The organism is Sphingomonas leidyi (assembly GCF_011761945.1).
In the GTDB taxonomy this organism is placed as follows: domain Bacteria; phylum Pseudomonadota; class Alphaproteobacteria; order Sphingomonadales; family Sphingomonadaceae; genus Sphingomonas; species Sphingomonas leidyi.
Map to the genome: position 1 here is coordinate 36,975 of NZ_JAASQV010000004.1, position 19,671 is coordinate 56,645.

At 68.3% G+C, this 19,671-nt stretch carries 11 protein-coding genes; 5 read left to right on the top strand and 6 right to left on the bottom strand.

Features of this window, described 5'->3' with window-relative positions; genetic code table 11:
• Nucleotides 1-5 precede the first annotated feature (5 nt).
• Genes FHR20_RS17770 through FHR20_RS17785 form a run of 4 tightly spaced genes read right to left on the bottom strand, consistent with a single transcriptional unit; the run spans nucleotide 6 to nucleotide 7,904 of the window.
• On the bottom strand, nucleotides 6-1,625 hold the full coding sequence (locus FHR20_RS17770; protein ID WP_167300965.1) for an alpha-amylase family glycosyl hydrolase: 1,620 nt from the start codon (nucleotides 1,623-1,625) through the stop codon (nucleotides 6-8).
• Entirely contained in the window at nucleotides 1,622-3,535 is a 1,914-nt protein-coding gene (locus FHR20_RS17775) for an alpha-amylase family glycosyl hydrolase (protein WP_167300966.1), read from the bottom strand. Before FHR20_RS17775 ends, FHR20_RS17770 begins: the two co-directional genes overlap by 4 nt.
• Nucleotides 3,532-5,037 carry a tryptophan halogenase family protein gene (locus tag FHR20_RS17780; RefSeq protein WP_341786479.1) on the bottom strand — a complete coding sequence of 502 codons (1,506 nt, stop codon included), beginning with the start codon at nucleotides 5,035-5,037 and terminating at the stop codon, nucleotides 3,532-3,534. The genes FHR20_RS17775 and FHR20_RS17780 overlap by 4 nt, the downstream gene beginning before the upstream one ends.
• A gap of 56 nt (nucleotides 5,038-5,093) precedes the next feature.
• The gene (locus tag FHR20_RS17785) at nucleotides 5,094-7,904 is read right to left on the bottom strand and encodes a TonB-dependent receptor (protein ID WP_167301175.1); all 2,811 of its coding nucleotides are present in this window, start codon (nucleotides 7,902-7,904) and stop codon (nucleotides 5,094-5,096) included.
• Nucleotides 7,905-8,117: 213 nt separating this feature from the next.
• Between FHR20_RS17785 and FHR20_RS17790 the strand changes: the two genes are divergently transcribed.
• From FHR20_RS17790 to pgmB, 4 genes are all read left to right on the top strand, one after another.
• The gene (locus FHR20_RS17790; protein WP_167300967.1) at nucleotides 8,118-9,140 is read left to right on the top strand and encodes a LacI family DNA-binding transcriptional regulator; all 1,023 of its coding nucleotides are present in this window, start codon (nucleotides 8,118-8,120) and stop codon (nucleotides 9,138-9,140) included.
• A gap of 110 nt (nucleotides 9,141-9,250) precedes the next feature.
• Entirely contained in the window at nucleotides 9,251-10,285 is a 1,035-nt protein-coding gene (locus FHR20_RS17795) for a LacI family DNA-binding transcriptional regulator (RefSeq protein WP_167300968.1), read from the top strand.
• A 69-nt stretch (nucleotides 10,286-10,354) separates the two neighbouring features.
• Complete coding sequence (locus FHR20_RS17800; protein ID WP_167300969.1) at nucleotides 10,355-12,577, top strand: glycoside hydrolase family 65 protein; 2,223 nt, start codon at nucleotides 10,355-10,357, stop codon at nucleotides 12,575-12,577.
• Entirely contained in the window at nucleotides 12,574-13,215 is a 642-nt protein-coding gene (gene pgmB / locus FHR20_RS17805; protein WP_167300970.1) for a beta-phosphoglucomutase, read from the top strand. Before FHR20_RS17800 ends, pgmB begins: the two co-directional genes overlap by 4 nt.
• A gap of 90 nt (nucleotides 13,216-13,305) precedes the next feature.
• Here pgmB and FHR20_RS17810 read toward each other — a convergent pair whose 3' ends face one another.
• Together FHR20_RS17810 and FHR20_RS17815 are read right to left on the bottom strand one after the other, a co-directional pair.
• Nucleotides 13,306-14,529: an MFS transporter gene (locus tag FHR20_RS17810; protein WP_167300971.1), complete on the bottom strand. Its 1,224-nt coding sequence runs from the start codon at nucleotides 14,527-14,529 to the stop codon at nucleotides 13,306-13,308.
• A gap of 69 nt (nucleotides 14,530-14,598) precedes the next feature.
• A complete protein-coding gene (locus FHR20_RS17815; RefSeq protein WP_167301176.1) occupies nucleotides 14,599-16,785 on the bottom strand; it encodes a glycoside hydrolase family 3 N-terminal domain-containing protein in 2,187 nt (728 codons plus the stop codon).
• 281 nt (nucleotides 16,786-17,066) lie between these two features.
• Between FHR20_RS17815 and FHR20_RS17820 the strand changes: the two genes are divergently transcribed.
• Nucleotides 17,067-19,595 carry a TonB-dependent receptor gene (locus tag FHR20_RS17820; RefSeq protein ID WP_167300972.1) on the top strand — a complete coding sequence of 843 codons (2,529 nt, stop codon included), beginning with the start codon at nucleotides 17,067-17,069 and terminating at the stop codon, nucleotides 19,593-19,595.
• The last annotated feature ends 76 nt before the right edge of the window (nucleotides 19,596-19,671 follow it).

The following is a 19,671-nucleotide window of genomic DNA, read 5'->3' on the forward strand; positions in this document are numbered from 1 at the left end:
TCTCCTCAGGCTTCGTAGCGGGCGATCAGCCCGGAATGGGGTGCGAAGGTCCAGTCGCCGGCGCCGCCGGTCGCGAGCAGCGGACGCCAATGGGATGCGTTCGCCGGCGTCCAATGCTGCGCGACATCGCCCAGGTTGAACAGGCAGAGCAGACGCTCGCCCTCCGCCGCGCGCTCGAACGCGAGCAGTTCGCCTGGCGCGTCGTGGAAGGCGATGTCGCCGGTGCGCAGTGCCGGCGAGGCGCCGCGCAGCGCCAGCACCCGGCGCGTCCAGGCGAGCAGCGAGGCGGGGTCGGCATCCTGCACGTTCACTGCCAGCGCTTCATGGTTGGGGCCGACCGGCAGCCAGGGCCTGCCGCTGGTGAAGCCAAGCTCGGGCGCCGTCGACGACCAGGGCATCGGCGTGCGCGCGCCGTCGCGCGACAGGGTGCGCGGCCAGTTGGCGATCGCTTCGGGGTCCTGCAGCGCCTCGAAGGGGATCTCGACCTGATCGAGCCCCAGCTCCTCGCCATAATAGAGGAAGATGTTGCCGCGCAGCGCCGCGAGCAGCAGCATCTTCATCCGCGCGAACGCGTCCGCCGTCTTGGGCCGGGTCCAGCGCGACACGGCGCGCGGCGCATCGTGATTCTCGAACGCCCAGCTCGGCCAGCTGCCGCCCGCCGGCCAGTTCTGCAGCGCGGCGCGCACGCCCGCGGCAGTGAGGCGGGAGGCATAGAGAAAGTCGAAGCCATAGGCGGTGTTCAGCCGGTTGCCGCCCGCGGTGAACAGCTTCATCTCGCGATCCGCATCCGCACCGCCCACTTCGGCGACGGTGAATCGATCGGGATATTCGTCGAACACCCCGCGCAGCCGCTCGAGAAAGCCGGGAATGTCGGCATGGCTCTGATTGTAGATGTGGAGCTGGAAATCGAACGGGCGCGTGCGCGGCGTGCCGTCGTCCGGGGCCGGCGGATTGTCGCGGAATTCGGGATCGTGCATCGAGAAGTTGATCGCATCGATGCGGAACCCGTCCACGCCGCGATCCAGCCAGAAGCGCGTGATCGCCAGCAGCTCCGCCTGCACTTCGGGATGATGGCAGTTGAGCTGCGGCTGTTCCTTCAGGAAATTGTGCATGTAATATTGGCCGCGCCGCGCGTCCCAGGTCCAGGCCGGGCCGCCAAAGACCGACTGCCAGTTGGTGGGCGGCGAGCCTTCCGGCTTCGCGTCGTGCCAGACATACCAGTCGGCCTTGGGATTGGCGCGGCTGGCCCGGCTCTCGATGAACCAGGCATGCTGATCCGACGTGTGCGCCCAGACCTGGTCGATCAGCACGCGCAGCCCCAGCGCATGTGCGCGGGCGATCAGCGCGTCGAAGTCGGCGAGCGTGCCGAAGATCGGATCGACGTCGCGATAATCGGCGACGTCATAGCCGAAATCGGCCATGGGCGACTTGAAGAAGGGCGACAGCCAGACCGCATCGACGCCCAGGCCGGCAATGTGATCGAGCCGCGCGGTGATGCCCGGCAGGTCGCCGATGCCGTCGCCGTTCGAATCGAAGAAGCTGCGGGGATAGATCTGGTAGATGGCCGCGCCGCGCCACCAGGGCTGCGCATTCCGGGTCTCCGCTTTCGCGGCAAGCTGGTTCACTGGTTCGTCTCCGCCGCGCACACCGCATATCCGAGCGGCGGCAGGGTGATGGAAAGGGAGCCGGGAGCGCTGGCCGTGGCGGCGCAGCTTCCGGCTAGCGGATGAAAACGGAGGGATCGCGTCTCGACCTGGACCTGCCGGGTCAGCGGCTCGGTGGAGGTATTGAAGGCGAGCAGCACTTCGGCGCCGGTGACGGGATCGAAGCGCGAGAAGGCGAGCAACCCCGGCTTGTCCTCGCGAGCGCGCAGCAATTGCCGTCCGCGGGTGAGCGCCGGCGTGGCGGTGCGCACGCGCGCCAGGGCGGCGATCTCGCGGAAGATCGGATGCGCCTCGTCGAAGCGCGGCGTGGCGATGCTCGCATCGCTGCCGACCAGCTTGCGCGCGGTATATTGCGCGACCTTGCTGCCGAACTGATCCTCGCGCGCGTCGACGTCGTTCGCGCCGCCGGCAAAGCCCTGTTCGTCGCCGGCATAGATGGTCGGCACCCCGCGCAGCGTGAGCAGCAGCGCGTTGGAGAGCAGCACGCGCCGCAGCACTTCCGCCTCGCTCGCCTGGGGAAAGGCCTTGCGGACGAACCAGGCGAAGCGGCCATTGTCGTGGTTGCCGCTGAAGGTGGGCAGCGTGATCGCGGTATCGAAGCCGCGGGCATAGAGCACGTCGTCGTCGAACAGCTTCTCGAACACGTCGGTGCCCTTCGTCCCGGCAACGCCGTCGAGCAGCGCCTGACGGAAGGCGAAGTCGAGCACCGAGGGCAGCTTCGCGGCGATCGTGTGCGCGGCCTGGGCAGCGGGATCCGCAACTTCGCCGAAGATGTGGAAATTGGGGATGCCCCGGGTCCTGGCCCGCGCCAGCATCGCGGGAACGAAGCCCTGCCAGAATTCGGGGTTCACGTGGCGGGCGGTGTCGATGCGGAAGCCGTCGACGCCGAACCGGTCGATCCAGCTGCCATAGATGTCGATCATGCCGGCGAGCACGCGCGGATCCTCGGTCATCAGATCGTCGAGGCCGACGAAATCGCCCATCGTCGAGCTCTCGCCGGCGAAGATCGAGTCTCCGCGATTGTGATAGTGAATGGGGTCGTTGAGCCAGGCGGGATGCTTGGCCGCCCGCTCCGCTTCGGGAACGAAGGGCGTATAGGCATAGCCCGGATCGGTCAGCTTCGCGAAATTCTCCGCCGTCTGGACCGCATCGCCCGCGAAGCCCGGATTGATCGGTGCGCCGTGCACGCCGCCGCGGCGCTGATAGGGATAGTCCGCCCGGCCGCGATAGGGGCAGGCGCTCGCGCCCACGCACTCGCGATACTGGATCACATCGGCCGTGTGGTTGGCGACGATGTCCATATAGACCTTCATGCCGCGGGCATGCGCGGCGTCGACCAGCGCCTTGAACGCCGCATCGGTGCCGAAATGCGGGTCGACATGGGTGAAGTCGGTGATCCAATAGCCGTGATAGCCCGCGCTCTGCTGGCCCGGCCCGCCCTGGACGGGCTTGTTCACGAAGATCGGCGCGACCCAGATCGCCGTGATGCCGAGTGCCTGGAGATAGGGCAGCTTCGCCGCCAGCCCCTTCAGGTCGCCGCCATGATAATAGCGCGCGTCGGCGGGATCGAAGCCGGTGGTGCCGCGATCGCCGGACAGGCCGCCGCGATCATTGGCCGGATCTCCGTTGGCGAAGCGATCGGGCAGGACGAAATAGATCACTTCGTCCTGCGGCAGGCGCGCGCGGAAGTCCTGCGCGGCGGCGGGGGCCGCGGCCTGGAGCGCAAGCGCGAGAGCAGTTCCCCGGCGAAGGCCGGGGCCCAGTTTCGGCGCAGCTGGAGACGCGGTCTTCCCTATCGAACGACGTGGCAACTGGGGCCCGACCGTCGCCGGGGAACAAATTCGCCGAATATTGCGCCAGCGGATCTTCATGCCGCCGCCGCTCCCGCGCAATGCTGCGCCACATAGGCCGCGTGGTCCGACATCTGGCCGGCTTCGCGGGCGTTCAGCAATTCGATCAATCCGAGATACTCCGCGATGTGCTCGCGCGGCGGCGCATCGGCGAGCGGATGGTGGGCGGCGGCGGCGATCCCCTGCCCGGCCAGCACCTGCAGCCAGGCGACTTCGCTGAACAGGTCCGCCTCGCCGCGCACGATCCGGCCGGAGGCGCGCCACAGCGCGACCTTGTGGCGGAGGCAGGCCGGCAGCGCCGCCGCGCGCCGCTCCGCCCAGAAGGGCTCGTCGCGATCGTTCGCCCAATAGTGCAGCACCAGGAAGTCGCGGATGCGGTCATATTCCAGATGCGTCTGGCGATCATATTCCTCGCGCTGCGCCGGGGAGGTCTGCCGGCCGGGAAGCAGGCTCAGGATCCGCTCGATCGCCGACTGGATCATGTGGATGCTGGTCGATTCGAGCGGCTCGAGGAAGCCGCTCGCCAGGCCGACCGCGATCACATTGTGCTTCCAGAAACCGCGCCGCTTGCCCGCGGCGAAGCGCAGCGGCCGGGGATCGGCGAGCGCCGGTTCGTCCAGGCCGGCGAGCAGCCGCGCCGCGGCCTCGTCGTCCGAAAGATGCGCGCTCGCATAGACCAGGCCGTTGCCGGTGCGGTGCTGGAGCGGGATGCGCCATTGCCAGCCGGCAGCGTGCGCGGTGGCGCGGGTATAGGGGGTGAAGTCACGCGCGCGCGCGGAGGGCACGGCAATGGCGCGGTCGCAGGGGAGCAGGTCGCTCCACCCCTCGAACCCCGTGCCCAGCGCCTCGCCGATCAGCAGGGCGCGGAAACCGGTGCAGTCGAGGAACAGGTCGCCCGCCACCTCGCGCTCGCCCTCCAGCTCGAGGGCGCTGACGTCGCCGCTCTCCCCATCGCGCGCGACCGCGACGATCCGGCCCTCCACCCGCGTGACGCCGCCGCTCTCGGCCAGGCCACGCAGGAAGCGGGCATAGAGGCCCGCATCGAAATGGAAGGCATAGGGCATTTCGGGCAACAGCTTCGCCGTACGCGCCGGCCCGCGCTGCATCCGGTTCGCCAGCGCCGCCACATTGTTGAGCGAATAGGCGGCGAGCGGCCGGGCGACGCCTTCGGCCAGCCCGCGCAGCCAGCTGTGCTGGAAGGCGAGCAGCCCGTTCGCGCGGCCGACATCGCCGAACGCGTGCATGTAGCGCCCGCCCTTCGTCCAGCCGACGAACTCGATGCCGAGCTTGAAGCTGGCCTGGGTGGCAGCCATGAACGCGTCCTCGTCGATGCCCAGGCCGGCATTGAACAGGCGGATCTGCGGGATCGTCGCCTCGCCCACGCCGACCGTGCCGATCTCTTCCGATTCGACCAGGGTGATCCGGAAACCGGGGCCGAGGAACCGGGCGAACGCGGCCGCGGCCATCCAGCCCGCGGTGCCGCCGCCGGCGATCACGATCCGGATCGGCTGCTCACTCTGCACGTCTGCCCCTCGATAAACAGGCGGCCCGGCGCGGTGCCGGGCCGCATTTCCACGCGTCAGAACTTGTACGTGATGCCGATATAATAGTCGCGGCCGTAACGCTGATATTCGCGCACCAGGCGTGGGTCGCTCGCCTCGGTGGTGACGAAGGGCTGGTCGGTCAGGTTCTTCGCCTGGGCGAGGATCGAGAGTCCGCTCAGCGGCCCGCTGCGGAACTCATAGCCGATCTGCGCGTCGAGCACGCCTTCCGGGCGGCCCAGGCGATATTCGGGATTGGCCGAGAGGCCGGCCAGCTCGGCCAGGAAGCTGTCGCGCCAGCGATAGGTGGCACGCGCCTGGAAGCCGTTCTTCTCGAAATAGGCGGTGCCGGTGGCGACCCATTTCGACTGGCCCGGCAGCGTGATCGGCGTGACGTTGTTGGCGTAGCGGATCTTGCTGTCGACATAGGTGCCGGTGGCGAAGATACCGAAGCCGTCCAGCGCCTGGCTGAAGACGGTGAAGGGCAGCGAGGCGGTGGCTTCCACGCCCAATATGTCGCCGCGGCCGGTGTTCTTGGGCGAGCTGACCAGGCCGATATGCGCATTCTGCGCCACCACGATCGCACGCTGTGCCGGCGTGAGCGCGGAGAGCAGCGGCGAGAAGTCGTAGAGCACCGAATTGTTCGGATCGACGAAGTCGGTCAGGTGCTTGAAGAAGCCGGTCAGCGCCAGATAGCCGCCGCCATTGCCCAGATACTTCTCGAACGAGATGTCGATGTTGGTCGACTGATAGGGCCGCAGGCGGAAATTGCCGCCGTTCGAGCTGAACGGGCTATTCTGCGGCTGGCTGCCCAGGCCGATCTTCGAGAGGTCGATCGACACGGCCTGGGTGATGCGCTCCTGGTCGAGGCGCGGGCGCACCATGGTCTGCGCGGCGCCGAGCTTGATGTAGAAGCTGGGCTCCAGCTCGAGGCTGAACGAAGCCGAGGGCAGGACATTGGTGTAGCTCTCCGAACCCGCCACCTGCGAGATCGTCACCACGCCGCCCACCAGCGCCGCGATCTGGCCCGCCGATTGCTGCTTGGTGTGGATCACCTGCACGCCGAGCGAGCCCTTGAGCGGCTTGCCCCCCACCGTGCCGTCCACGGTCAGCTTGGCATAGCCGGTCCACACATCCTCGCTGACGACATTGTCGCGCACCAGCGAATCCGGCCGGTTGTCGTACACCGAGTTGAGCAGGCCATAGACCTTCATCGGATCGACGGTCAGCATCCTGGGCACGCCCAGATAGTCGAGGCTCACCGTCTCGCCGAGCAGCACGTCGTTCGGCACCGCGAGGCTGGTCGGCGTGCCGCTGGCGACGGTGCAGTTGGTGCCGCCGCCCTTGGGGCAGAGGAAGTAGCTGGTGTAGTTGCTTTCCTTCTTGCGGCGGCTGAAATTGCCGCCCACTTCCCAGGCGCTCAGCACGCTGCCGCCGATCTCGCCCTTCAGGCTGGCGCGCAGCGCCTTGAGGTCGTCGACGAAATCGGGCCGGTTGAGGAAGCCGGCCTGCACCACCGCGGTGGTGCCGTTATAGCCCCAGCCGCGCGGATCGGTCAGGCGGATGACGCTGGTATTCGAATAGTCGATCGTCGGCACGATGTCATAGGTGCCGTCGCCATTCTGGTGGATCCTGATCGTGTCCTTGGCGCCGCTCGAATTATAGCCGGTGCCCGAATAGGTCTCGAGCAGGAAGTCCGTGCGGGTGGCGCGGCTCCAGCTGGCATCCACGTTGAGATGGATCGTGTCGCTGAGCTTCAGGTCGTTGTTCCACCCCAGCGAGATGTTCTCGGCCTTGCGCTCGTTGAGGTCGTTGCGCTGGACGGCGACGAGGTTGCTGATCGTCGCGTCGGTGACCAGCCCGTCCCGCACCGTATAGCCCGGCGCGATCACGCCGCCCGAACCCCAGGCCGGCGCGACGCCGAACTCGATGCCGCGCAGGTGCTGGGTTTCCTTGAAGTTCGAATAGAGCGCATCGAAGGTCGAGTGGAAATTCTCGCTCGGTGCCCATTCGATGGTGGCGACGCCGCCATAGCGCTTCAGCAGGTTCGACTGGACATAGGGCTTGGCGCCACCGAGGAAGAGGTTGCCGCCGGCGGCCGGCTCGGTCGGGAAGCCCCAGGCCGCGTAGCGCTCGATCTGGGTCGGCGTGTTCTGCGCCGATACGCCCAGCGCGATACCGAGCGTGTCGCCGGCGAACTTGCCGACATAGGTGGCGGACGCCTTGTAGCCATAGCGGGTGCCGTCGGGATTGAGCTTGTCCTTCTCGTTCATCTGGCCGCGCAGCGAGACGACGAACGTGTCCCTCTTCTGGTCGAGCGGGCGCAGCATCCGCAGGTCGACCGTACCGGAGATGCCCGCCGCGATCAGCGAGGCGTCGGCCGACTTGTAGACGTTGACGTTCTTGAAGAATTCCGACGGATATTGATCATATTCCACGCCGCGATTGTCGCCGACGGTGACCTGCTCGCGGCCGTTCAGCAGCGTGGTCGAGAAGTCCGGGCCCAGGCCGCGGATCGACAGGCGCTGGTCGCGCCCTTCCAGGCGCTGGGCGGTGACGCCGGGGATGCGCGCCAGCGAGTCGGCGATCGAGACGTCGGGCAGCTTGCCGATATCCTCGGACGAGACCGAGTCGACGATCGTCACGTTGTTGCGCTTGATGTTCGCCGACGAAGTCAGCGAGGCGCGGATGCCGGTGACGACCAGATTGCCCTCCTCCGGCTGGTCGGCGGGCGCCGGTGCGGGCGTCGTGCCCTGGGCAAAGGCCGGGGTCGCGCCCAGCAGCAGCAGCGCCGCGGCGAGCGCGCGGCTGCTCGTTCCCAGCGAAAGCGCCGAACGGGCGCGCAGCATCTCGGCGTGATTGGACAGAGCCATCGTCTTCCTCCCCAAATATCCTCGCCGCCTTCACTGGCGACGGTTTTTCTAAGCCTCCCCCAATTCGCCGCATGCGGCCGACAAGTGAAGGCAAGCGCATACGTATTCAGCCCTGCTTCCGATTCCGGCCCGGGCAGGGTAGTTGCAACAAGCGCGCAACAATTGCGCGGCTGGGGAGCAGGGAGCGGCATGGCCTCGCCGGACAAGCCGACATCGTTCGACATCGCGGCATTGGCGGGAGTCTCGCAGCCGACGGTGAGCCGTGCCCTGCGCGGCGATCCCACCGTGAACGAAGGCACGCGCAAGCGGATCGAGGCGATCGCGGCGCAGCTCGGCTACAAGGTCGACAAGAACGCATCGTCGCTGCGCCGCGGCCAGAGCAGCACGCTCGCCCTGCTCTTCTTCGAGGATCCGCTGCCCGACGGCACCGCGATCAATCCCTTCTTCCTGGCGATGCTCGGTTCGATCCTGCGCACCTGCGCCAAGCGGGGCTACGACCTGCTCACGTCGTTCCAGCAGCTCTCGTCCAACTGGCACAAGGACTATGAGGACGCGCGCAAGGCCGACGGGCTGATCCTACTCGGCTATGGCGATTACGAGCTGTACCGCGCCCGCCTGCAGGACCTGGTCCGCCAGGGCACGCATTTCGTGCGCTGGGGTTCGGTGGAGCTGGACGGGCTCGGCACCACGATCGGTTGCGACAACATGCTGGGCGGCCGGCTCGCCGCGGCCCATCTCCTCGCCCAGGGCCGCCGCCGGCTGGCGTTCATCGGCGAGGCGACCAGCCACTATCCCGAATTTCGCGACCGCTATCACGGCTTTTGCGACATCCAGCTCGAAGCCGGGATCGAGCCCGATCCGCGCCTGCAGACCGGCGCGCTGTCGATCGAGGAATCGGGATTCGCGGCTACGCGCCAGCTGCTCGCCAACCAGCTGCCCTTCGACGCGATCTTCGCTGCATCGGACCTGATCGCGATGGGTGCGCTGCGGGCACTGCAGGAAGCGGGCAAGTCGGTGCCCGGCGACATATCGGTGGTGGGCTTCGACGATATCCCCGCCGCCAGCCTCACCCATCCCCCGCTCACCACCATCGCGCAGGATTACAATGCCGCGGGCGAGATGCTGGTCGACACGCTGATCGGCGAGATCGGCAACCATTCTTCCGAGATGCGGCTGCTCCCGCCCCGGCTGGTGGTGCGGCGGACGAGCTAGGCGCGAATTCCGGCAAGCCGGCGGTGCCGCCACCGCATTTGCACATTGCCCCCGCCGCCGCGCAACCTCGCGGTTTACTGCACCGCGATTGTGCGCCCATAAAGCGGGCGATGACGAAGAAGACCGCCAAGGAGCGGCCCGGCAAGGCGGGCGCCCGACTCACGATGCAGGACATCGCGCGCCTGGCCCAGGTTTCCACGCCCACCGTGTCGCGCGTGCTCAACGGCAGCCCGCTGGTGACCGAGGAAACGCGCGAGCGGGTGATGGAAGTGGCGCGCCAGCACGGCTATGCCGTCAACCGCAACGCCGCCAAGCTGCGGCACACGCGCACCAACACCGTGGCGGTGATGCTCGATTTCGGCTCGCACCGGCACGGCGCGATCGGCGATCCCTTCATCTTCGAGCTGCTCGCCGGCGTTTCCGAGGCACTGTCGATCCGCAACCAGGACCTGCTCCTTTCCCCGCCGGGGCTCGAGGACGTCCGCGCCTTTCGCGATTTCTACCAGGCCCGCGGCGCCGACGGGTTCATCGTGCTCGGCCAGGGCACGCGCGACACGATGCTGCGCGAGCTCGGCCGCAGCGAAGTGCCGCTGGTGGTCTGGGGCGCGGTCGCGCCGGACGCCGGCTATTGCTCGGTCGGCAGCGACAATTTCCTGGGCGGGGAACTGGCCGGGCGCCATTTCCTGCGTGCCGGACGCAGGCACTGGCTGTTCGTCGGCGACATCCGCCACGAGGAGCTGCGGCTGCGCTATGCGGGGCTGTGCGCGGCCGCCAAGGATCAGGCCGACGTGACCGTCGATTTCCTGCCGATCGCCTCGATGGCGTTCCACGCCACTGCCGACACCGTCACTGCCTATCTCGCCGCCGGCCGCCAGCCCGATGCGGTATTCGCCTTTTCGGACACCGCCGCCATGGCCGTGACCGGCGCGTTCAAGGAGCGTGGCCTGGCCGCACCGCGCGACTATTCGCTGGTCGGCTACAACAACATCCCGCCCGCCGCGCATTTCAGCCCGGCGATCACCACGATCAACCAGAAGACCGACGTGGCCGGCGCGCTGCTCGTCGAGAAGCTGATGCAGCAGGTCGATGGCGGCCGCGCGCGCTCCACCACGCTCCCCACCGAGATCGTCGTGCGCGATACCTGATCCTTTGTTCTTGAAAACGATATCAAAGAGCCTGTAACGCAACTTTTCATAAGAGTTGGGGAGCGGGTGTTGGCTCGGACATTGAACGGCGCGGAAGATGGTGTGCTCTTCGCGGAGGACGGTTGGTCGCTGGACGTGATCGGCGACGACTCGGCCCGCGAGGGCTGGGCCGCGACGATTCTCGCCCTCTCCAACGGCACGATCGGCGTGCGCGGAGCGATCGAGGAGCGCGCCCAGGCCACCACTTTCCTGGCCCATGCCTATGAACAGGCGCCGATCCACTATCATGAGAAGCTCAAGGGCTTCGCCGCCAACTCCGATTCGCGCGTACCCGTTGCCGAATCCCTGGGCATCGACGTGCGGGTCGACGGCGAAGCAATCGATTTCACGGCCCTGCGTTCGGCGACGCGGCGCACGCTCGACCTGCGCGCCGGCATGCTCCGCCGCGAGACGCGCTGGTCCTTGCCGGACGGCCGGCTGCTGCGCATCCGCACCGAGCGGATCGTGCCGCTCGACGGCAGCACGCTGCTGGTCCGCCGGCTCCAGGCCGAGATCGAAGGCACGGGCAGCGTCACGCTGCATCCCCGCCTCGCCCCCGCCCCCAGCGGCGCCGCCCAGTCCGACGATCCGCGCATCGGCGTGAACCTCGCCTCGCGAGGCTTCGAGACCGAGCAGGCGGAGCAGGACATCGTCGTCGAGCGCCTGCCCGGCAGCGGCATCGCCGTCGCCGCCGTGCAGCGCACCCGCGAAGACGCCGGCTGGCTGCTGGCGGCTACCGGTTTCGCTACTGGCCGCGATGCCTCGGGCGCGCTGGCCGAACGGGCCGCCACGCTCGCCGACACTGCGCTCGCCGCCGGCTTCGAAGCCGCCGCGGCCGCGCAGCATGCGCTGCTCGAGCGCTTCTGGGCCGCCGCCGACCTCGCCATTGCCGGCGAGCCGCGCCTGGCTGCGACCCTGCGCGCCAACCTGTTCCACCTCTTCGCCTCGGCCGGGCGCGACGGCCGTTCGAGCGCCGCGGCCAAGGGCCTGACCGGCGAGGGCTATGAGGGCCATTATTTCTGGGACACCGAAGCGTTCATGCTGCCGGTGCTCTCGGTGCTCGCGCCCGACATCGCCCGGGCGATGCTCGTCTACCGCGCCGGCACGCTCGATGCCGCCTTCGCCAACGCCCGCGCGCTCGATCACCGCAAGGGCGCGCTCTATGCCTGGCGCACGATCGAGGGCCGCGAATGCTCCGCCCATTATCCGAGCGGATCGGCGCAATATCACATCAACTCGGCCATCGCCTTCGCGATCGGCGCCTATGTCGACGCGACCGGCGACGAGGGCTTTCTGGTCGAGCATGGTGCGCGCATGCTGGTGGAGACCGCGCGGATCTGGGTGACGCTGGGCGATTGGGCGGACGGCCGCTTCCACTTGCGCGGCGTGACCGGGCCGGACGAGTATACCGCGCTGGTCGACGATAACTGGTACACCAACCGGATGGCGCAGAAGCATCTGCGCCTCGCCGTCTCCGCCGCCGCGCACGTCGCCGCGCTGGCGCCCCGGGCCTGGGCCGGCCTGGCCGCCAAGATGGCGCTGGATGCGGACGAGCTCGCCGAATTCGGCCGCGTCGCCGATGCGATGCACCTGCCCTGGGACGCAGCGCGCGAACTCGACGCGCAGGATGCGAGCTTCCTCGACAAGCCGCGCTGGGACCTGGCCGGAACGCCCGCCTCCGAATTCCCGCTGCTGCTCCACTATCACCCCATGACGCTCTACCGGCACCAGGTCTCGAAACAGGCCGATCTGGTGCTCGCGATGGTGCTGGGCGGCGAGGATGTCTCGCTGGAGCGCAAGCGCCGCGTGTTCGACCATTACGAGCCGATCACCACGCATGATTCGACGCTCTCCGCTTCCACCTTCGCGATCCTGGCAAGCGAAGTCGGGCACGAGGCGCAGGCCCTGCGCTTCTTCGCGGAGACCAGCCTGGTCGATATCGACGATCGCCATGGCAATACCGGGCACGGCGTCCACATGGCAGCGCTGGCGGGTTCCTGGCTGGCGCTGGTCTGGGGCTTTGCGGGCTTCCGCCCCCAGGGGCCGGCCCTGCGCTTCCGCCCCACCCGCCCGGCGGCCTGGCAGGGCTATGGCTTCGGCCTCGTCTGGCGCGGCACGCTGGTGCGGGTCGAAGTGGCGGGCGATCGGATCACCTATCGCGCCGTCTCGGGCCCGGGGATCACGATCGGGCATCATGACGGCGAGGTTCGCCTCGCCCCCGGCGAGAGCTGGACCGGAGCGCTGGCCGCATGACCCTGAAGGGCGTCGCCTTCGACCTGGACGGTGTGCTGACCGACACGGCGCGCGCGCATTACCGCGCCTGGAAGAAGCTTGCCGACAGCCTCGGCATTCCGTTCGACGAGGAAAGGAACGAGGCGCTGAAGGGCGTCGACCGGATGGGCAGCCTGGCGCTGATCCTCGGCGACCGGCCGGCCTATGACCTGACCGAGCGCCAGCGCCTCGCCGCCCGGAAGAACGACTGGTATCTCGAGGAAATCGCGCATTTCGGCCCCGCCGACCTGTTTCCCGGCGCCCGCGCCGCGCTCGAGCAGTGCCGTGCGGCCGGGCTCGGCATCGCCCTCGCCTCGGCCAGCCGCAATGCGCCGCTGCTGATCGCGCGGATGCAGGTGGCGGACCTGTTCGACGCAGTGATCGATCCCGCCAGCCTCGCCGCCGGCAAGCCGGCGCCGGACATCTTCCTCGCCGCCGCCGCCGTGCTGGGCGTCCACCCCGCCGCGATGCTGGGGGTCGAGGATGCCCCTGCCGGGGTCCAGGCGATCCATGCCGCCGGCATGAAGGCGCTCGGCGTCGGCACCCGCGCCGCCCTGCCCGATGCCGACTGGATCATCCCGGCGATCCGCGATTTCGATCTGGCCGCCTATTCGGCCTGACCGCTCCCTCCCGTCATCCTTCCCCCACTTGGGATGACGGACCTAGTTCCCCGGTGCCGGCACCCAATGGCCGCACCGGGGAACCATCTTTCAGGCCTTGCGCGTCAGCCGCTCCAGCCGCACCAGCGCCAGCGCGATCAGCACCAGCGGCACCAGCACCAAGTAGAATGCCGTCTGGCCCGAGAAGCGATCGAAGGTGAAGCCGGTGATGAACGATCCGATCGTGCCGCCCAGCGCCGAGAAGATCACCATCAGGCCCACCATCGCCGCATGCCGCTCGCGGGGCAGCGCGCTCAGCACCACCGACGATACGATCGGATAGATCGGTGCCATGAACACCCCGATCAGCGGGAAGATGTAGGCGGCCACCGGCGCGTCGAACCAGCCCATGTTCGCGCGCGGGTGGAGCCCCTGGGTGGTCGGCAGGGTGAGCATCACCAGGGCCGCGATCAGCGCGAGGCAGCCGAGCAGCAGCCTGAGCCATCCCAGCCGCGCGACCAGCCCGCTGGCGCTCAGCCGCCCCACCGCCAGCGCGGCGATGAAGATGCTCGACGCCTGCACGCTCATCGCACCGGGCAGATGCAGCACCTGGTTGTTGAAGGTCGGCAGCCAGGTGCCGACGCCCTGCTCGATCAGCACATAGAGGAAGATCGCGGCGAGGAAGGCGATGGTGGAGGGCAAGGCAAGCAGCGCCAGCGCGTCGCGATAGCCGGTGGCCGGCTGCCCCTCCACGGCCTTCGCCGCCCCCTCGTCGAGATCGGCGAACCACCAGAGCACCGCCGTCGCCAGCGCGAGCACCGCCACCACCCGATAGACGCCCAGCCAGCCCTGGCCGGTCGTGTCCTGGCCGATGAACCAGCCGAACAGCCAGATGCCGGCGAGGATGCCGACCATGAACACGCCCTCGATGAGCGAGGTCAGGCTGGCGTGGCGCGCCGGATCGGGGCGGACCAGGCCGATCGAGCTGTAGGTCGCCACCTTGGCGATGCCGAAGCACAGGCCGACGAGCACGAAGAACAGCTGCATCGCCCAGAAACTGTTCGCGAACGAAATGGCGAACGCCCCGGCGGCGACCGCAAGCGTCACGCCGATCTGCGCGCGCCGGAAGCCGAAGCGCGGCAGCGCGGTGGCGAAGAGGAAGGAGGCGACGACCACCGACAGGTCCTTGCACGCCTCGAGCGTCGCCGCCTGCGGCTTGGTGACGCCATAATGCGCGATCGACTGGAGGATCACCGTGCCGACGCTGTTCATCAGCAGCCCGAGCAGGGCGTAGCTGGTGATCAGGGCGGGTACCGCCCAGGCTGCGCGCTTCATCCGTGACCTCTCCCGTTTCTCTGTCGCCTGGCAGCGAAGCAGATCATGCAATGCATTTCAACGCCTGCGTCAAACCGCGTCGAATTGGCTGTGGAGTTCCTCGCCCCCGGCACCGACCCACAGATCGAACGCACCCGGCTCGACCCGCCACTGCCCGTCCGCGGCGACCAGGGCGAGCTCGGCATGGGGAATGGCGAGCGTCACGATGCGCCGCTCGCCGGGATCGAGCGTGACGCGGGCATGCGCCTTCATCTGCCGCACCGGCCGGGTCCGGCTGGCGACCCGATCATGGATGTCGGCGCGGACGAACGCCTCGCCCCGCCGCGCGCCGGCATTGGTGACCGCGACGCGCACCTGCAGCACCTCGTCGCTGGCCAGGCGGGGCGGCACTTGCAGGTCGGCGAGCGTGAAGCGGGTATAGCCCTGCCCGCTGCCGAACGGGAACAGCGCGCGGTCTGGCGCGTCGCGCCAATGGCTGCGGCCGGGCGCCACCGGATCGGCATCGGGCGCCGGCCGGCCGGTGCCGCGCCGATCGTACGACCAGGGCTGCTGCCCGGTCGCCAGCGGGAAACTCACCGGCAGGCGGCCGGTCGGCTCGCGTACGCCGAAGAGTATGTCGGCCACGGCAGCGCCGGTCTGCTCGCCGAGAAACCAGGTGCACAGCAGCGCCGGCGCATCGCGCACCGCGCCCTCCAGCGCCAGCGCGCGGCCGTGACGGAGCAGCACCACCACCGGCCTGCCCGTCATGGCCACCGCCTCGGCCAGCGCCTGCTGCGCCGCCGGCATGGTGATCTCGACACGGCTATTGCCCTCGCCCGACATGTCGCCCGCCTCGCCGATCGCGAGCAGCACGACATCGGCCGCCTTCGCCGCCGCCACGGCCCGCGCGATGCCGCCGGGAAGCGGTTCGTGGATTCCGCTTCCGGCTTCCACCACGAACGCAGCGGGATCGGCGAGCAATGCGCGGATCCCGCTGGCAAGGTCGATGCCGTCCTTCGCATCGCCGGCAAAGGACCAGGGCCCGTTGAGGTTCGCCCGGTCCGCCCCGAACGGGCCGATCAGCGCGATCCGCCTGCCCTTGCGCGGCAGCGGCAGCAGGCCTTCCCGGTTCCGCAGCAGCACGATCGACCGGGTCGCCACCTCGCGGGCCAGCGTCCTGATCGCCGGGGTCGCCGTCCGCTTCTTCTCGGTCGCGGCATCAAGCGAACGGAAGGGATCGTCGAACAGCCCCAGCGCGTCCTTCAGCGCCAGCACGCGCCGCACCGCTTCGTCCACCCGTGCCATCGGCACCCGGCCGCTGGCGACCAGCCCGGGCAAGTGCCGATTGTAGAGCCCGCTCTGCATCGACACGTCCACGCCCGCCAGGATCGCCAGCCGCGCCGCATCGGCCTCGTCCGCGGCCACGCCGTGCGCGATCAGCTCGCGATCGGCATCATAGTCGGAGACGCAGACGCCGCCAAAGCCCAGCTCGCCGCGCAACATGTCGGTGAGCAGCCAGCGATTTGCGGTGGCGGGAATGCCGCCAAAGTCCGTGAACGAAGCGATCGTCGCCAGCGCGCCCGCGCCGAAGCCGGCCGCGAAGGGCGGCAGATAGGTCTCGCGCAGCTCGGCCACGCTCATGTCGACCGCGGCATACTCCATGCCGCCGCGCACCGCCGAATAGCCGGCGAAATGCTTGGGCGTGGCGAGCAGGCCGTCCGGCCGGCGCAGATCGGGGCCCTGGAGCCCGCGCACCCGCGCCGCGGCAAGCTGGCGGTTGAGCAGCACATCCTCGCCCGCCCCCTCCGCCACGCGGCCCCAGCGCTGGTCCCGCGCCACATCGACCACCGGCGCGAACGTCCAATGCAGCCCGCCCGCGCTCGCTTCTTCGGCCACGGCCCGGGCGGCGCGCTCGGAGAGGTCGGGATCGAATGCCGCGGCCTCGGCCAACGGGATCGGGAAGATCGTGCGGCAACCATGGATCACGTCGGCGGCGAAGACCAGCGGAATGCCGAGCCGGCTCCGCAGCGCCGCCTGCTGCGCCTGGCGCGCACCGGCGACGCCATAGCCGTTGAAGAGCATGCCCACCCGGCCGGCCCGGATATCGGCGAGCATCGCGTCGGCGCCCCGCGGATCCACCACGGGATTGAACACTGCCCCCACCGGCCGGATCTCGTCGTTGAAGCAGCTGAGCTGGCCGGCCTTCTCCGCGATCGTCATTCGCGCGATCAGGTCGTCGATCTGCGCGGACGCGGCCCGCGCCGCGACGGGGAGCATGCCGAGCAGCGCCGCCTGGGCCGATCCGGCAAGCAGGGCGCGGCGGCCGATTCGCGTTCCGGCGCCGCGCGCCGCCCTTTTCTGCGTCAAGATTCACTCTCCCCACTCGCCGCCAAGGCGACCGAAATCGTTGGAATCAGGACGTGTTGCCCCAGTGCACCACTGGTTGGCAAATTCCGCGTGACAGTTGCAGAAAACGATTTCATTATCTCGTTGCCGGGACTAGTCGGGCGGGATCAACCGCCGGACGGTCCGGCGATAAACTCGGTTGGGGAGGATATATGTTGTTTTCCGTTCGCGCCGGCGTTCGCGCTGCGCTGTTGGCCAGCGCAGCCATGCTGCCGCTCGCCGCCCAGGCCCAGACCGCGGCCACCGACGCGGCCGCGCCCGCCGCGCAGGACGACGCCGCCGACGAGGGCCAGATCATCGTCACCGGCCAGACCACGCCCAATCGTCCGCTGATCACCGCTTCGGCCGACATCACGCTCGCCAATCGCGAGCTGATCGACCAGAAGGCCCCGCGCTCAACCGCAGACCTGCTCGAGATGGTTCCGGGCATCTTCGTCGAGGCGACCGCCGGCCAGATCTCGAACAACTATTCGGTCCGCGGCCTGCAGGGCGGCGGCCAGCGCTTCGTCCAGCTCCAGGAGGACGGCATGCCGATCCTCTATGGCGGCGGCGGCGCCGACTTCTTCTTCGACCAGGACCTGACCATCGATCGCCTCGAAGCGGTCAAGGGCGGTTCGTCGGGCGTGCTCACCGTCAACGGCGCGGGCGCGACGATCAACTTCGTCTCGAAGAACCCGAACCACGAGAAGGCGGAGGGCATGGCCCGCTTCACCGGCTATAATTACGGCCTGAAGCGCGGCGATTTCTATTATTCGCAGCCGATCACCGACAAGCTGGCTTTCAATATCGGCGGCTATTTCCAGTCGAGCCCGGGCGTCCGCAAGAACCCGTTCGACTATCAGGGCTGGCGCCTGAAGGGCGCGCTCGAGTACAAGTTCGATGACGGCGGCTATATCCGCCTGTCGGGCAAGGGCGGCAACGTCGAGAACGCGTACTACGCCGACCAGCCCTATCGCTTTCAGAACGGCAAGCCGGCCGGCATCCCCAGCCTCGACACCCAGTTCGGCAATGTCGGCGGCGACGCCTTCGCGAACATCGCCGTGCCGGTCTCGACCTTCGCGCATTCGAGCGGCTATCGCGACTTCAAGTATCGCGACGGCGTGGTCGCCAAGACCTGGCAGGCGCGCCTCGACTTCGAGAAGCCGGTCAGCGACTCGCTCACGCTGTTCGGCCATGGCCGCTATCTGGACTATTCGTACGACTTCAACGGCCTGTTCCCGGGCTCGGGCACCGGCAATGCGGGGCTGACCAGCGCGGTCAACTATCTGACCCCGGGCAACAGCTCGCCGATCAACGACCTGCTCACGCTCGGCCAGGCCGCCTTCCCGACCACCGTGCGCTACGGCATCAAGAACCTGCGCACCGGCCAGGTGATCGGCTCGAACCAGACGGCGCTGCTCAACGCGCTGAACGGCAACGGCTTCCTGCAGCGCACCACGCTCAACCACGACGCGATCGACGCCTATGACTTCGGCATGAATGTCGGCGGCCGCTGGAGCTTCGAGAGCGGCAGCTTCAAGAACTCGCTGACCGCGGGCGTGATGTACTACAACACCAAGCGCAATCAGGATCAGTCGGCGACCGCCAGCGTGGTCAACGACGTGCGCACCAACAGCGACATCTACGACATCGTCGCGCTCAACGCGAACAACCAGGTCATCGGCACGCTGTCGGACAACGGCCTGGTCTCCTATGGCGACTGGGGTGCGGGCATCCGCAGCCGCAAGGATTCGAGCCTGTCGCTCTATGTGAACGACGAGTTCTCGATCGGCGACCTGCACGTCGATGCCGGCGTGCGCTGGGAGCATGACAGCGCCACGGCGTGGGACGGCAACCAGGCGGCAGTGAACCAGCCGGTTCCGGCCGGCACCGCGGGCGTGCTGCCCACGGTCGGCTCGACCTGGGACGGCACCTATTCGGTGCGCAAGGCGAACAAGAAGGCGGTGGCCTATACCGTCGGCGCGAACTACCTGATCACGCCGAACTTCTCGATCTATGCCCGCTACGCCAACGGCTTCCAGATGAACAATGTCGACCCCATCACCGGGATCGAGTTGTACGAAGCCGGCCTGCGCTATCAGATGGGCCGCCTGATCTCGGCTTCGGCAACGGTGTTCCGCACCAACTTCCGCAACCAGAACTACAACTTCGCCGATCCGGTGAACCCGTCGCAGCAGAGCAACATCAACGCCGACCTGCGCACCAACGGCGTCGAGCTCAACCTGAACGTCCGTCCGATCGATGCGTTCTCGATCGACTTCCAGGGCGTGTTCCAGGATCCGAAGCTGGTGAACCTGGCGATCAACGGCGCCAACCAGGCCGGCTTCGAGGGCAATCGCCCCGAGCGCACCCCGGCCCGGCTGTTCACGATCACGCCGAGCTACAAGCTGCCGAACGGTCTCGGTGAGATCTACGGCCGCTACAAATATATCGGCAAGATCTATGCCGATGCCGGCAACGGCGTGGCCCTGCCGAGCTATGGCGTGACCAGCGTGGGCGCCTCGTTCAACCTCAGCAAGCAGCTGCAGGTGAGCGTGAACGCCGACAATATCTTCAACGTCATCGGCCTCACCGAGGGCAATCCGCGCCAGGGCCAGACGCAGGCGATCACCAACGGCTATTTCTACGCCCGCGGCATTGTCGGCGCCACCTATGGCGGCACGATCACGTTCAAGTTCTGATAACCCGCGAGGGTCGCAAAAGGGGGGCGCGGCAACTGAGAGGTTCGCCGCGCCTTTCCATATCTGGAAACGAGAG

What these genes read in the sequence shown, in the direction of transcription:
- pgmB (WP_167300970.1), top strand. Translation starts at nt 12,574, where the DNA reads ATGACCCTGAAGGGCGTCGCCTTCGACCTGGACGGTGTGCTGACCGAC.
- FHR20_RS17820 (WP_167300972.1), top strand. Translation starts at nt 17,067, where the DNA reads ATGTTGTTTTCCGTTCGCGCCGGCGTTCGCGCTGCGCTGTTGGCCAGC.
- FHR20_RS17810 (WP_167300971.1), bottom strand. Translation starts at nt 14,529, where the DNA reads ATGAAGCGCGCAGCCTGGGCGGTACCCGCCCTGATCACCAGCTACGCC.
- FHR20_RS17815 (WP_167301176.1), bottom strand. Translation starts at nt 16,785, where the DNA reads ATGCTCCCCGTCGCGGCGCGGGCCGCGTCCGCGCAGATCGACGACCTG.
- FHR20_RS17785 (WP_167301175.1), bottom strand. Translation starts at nt 7,904, where the DNA reads ATGCTGCGCGCCCGTTCGGCGCTTTCGCTGGGAACGAGCAGCCGCGCG.
- FHR20_RS17790 (WP_167300967.1), top strand. Translation starts at nt 8,118, where the DNA reads ATGGCCTCGCCGGACAAGCCGACATCGTTCGACATCGCGGCATTGGCG.
- FHR20_RS17795 (WP_167300968.1), top strand. Translation starts at nt 9,251, where the DNA reads ATGACGAAGAAGACCGCCAAGGAGCGGCCCGGCAAGGCGGGCGCCCGA.
- FHR20_RS17775 (WP_167300966.1), bottom strand. Translation starts at nt 3,535, where the DNA reads ATGAAGATCCGCTGGCGCAATATTCGGCGAATTTGTTCCCCGGCGACG.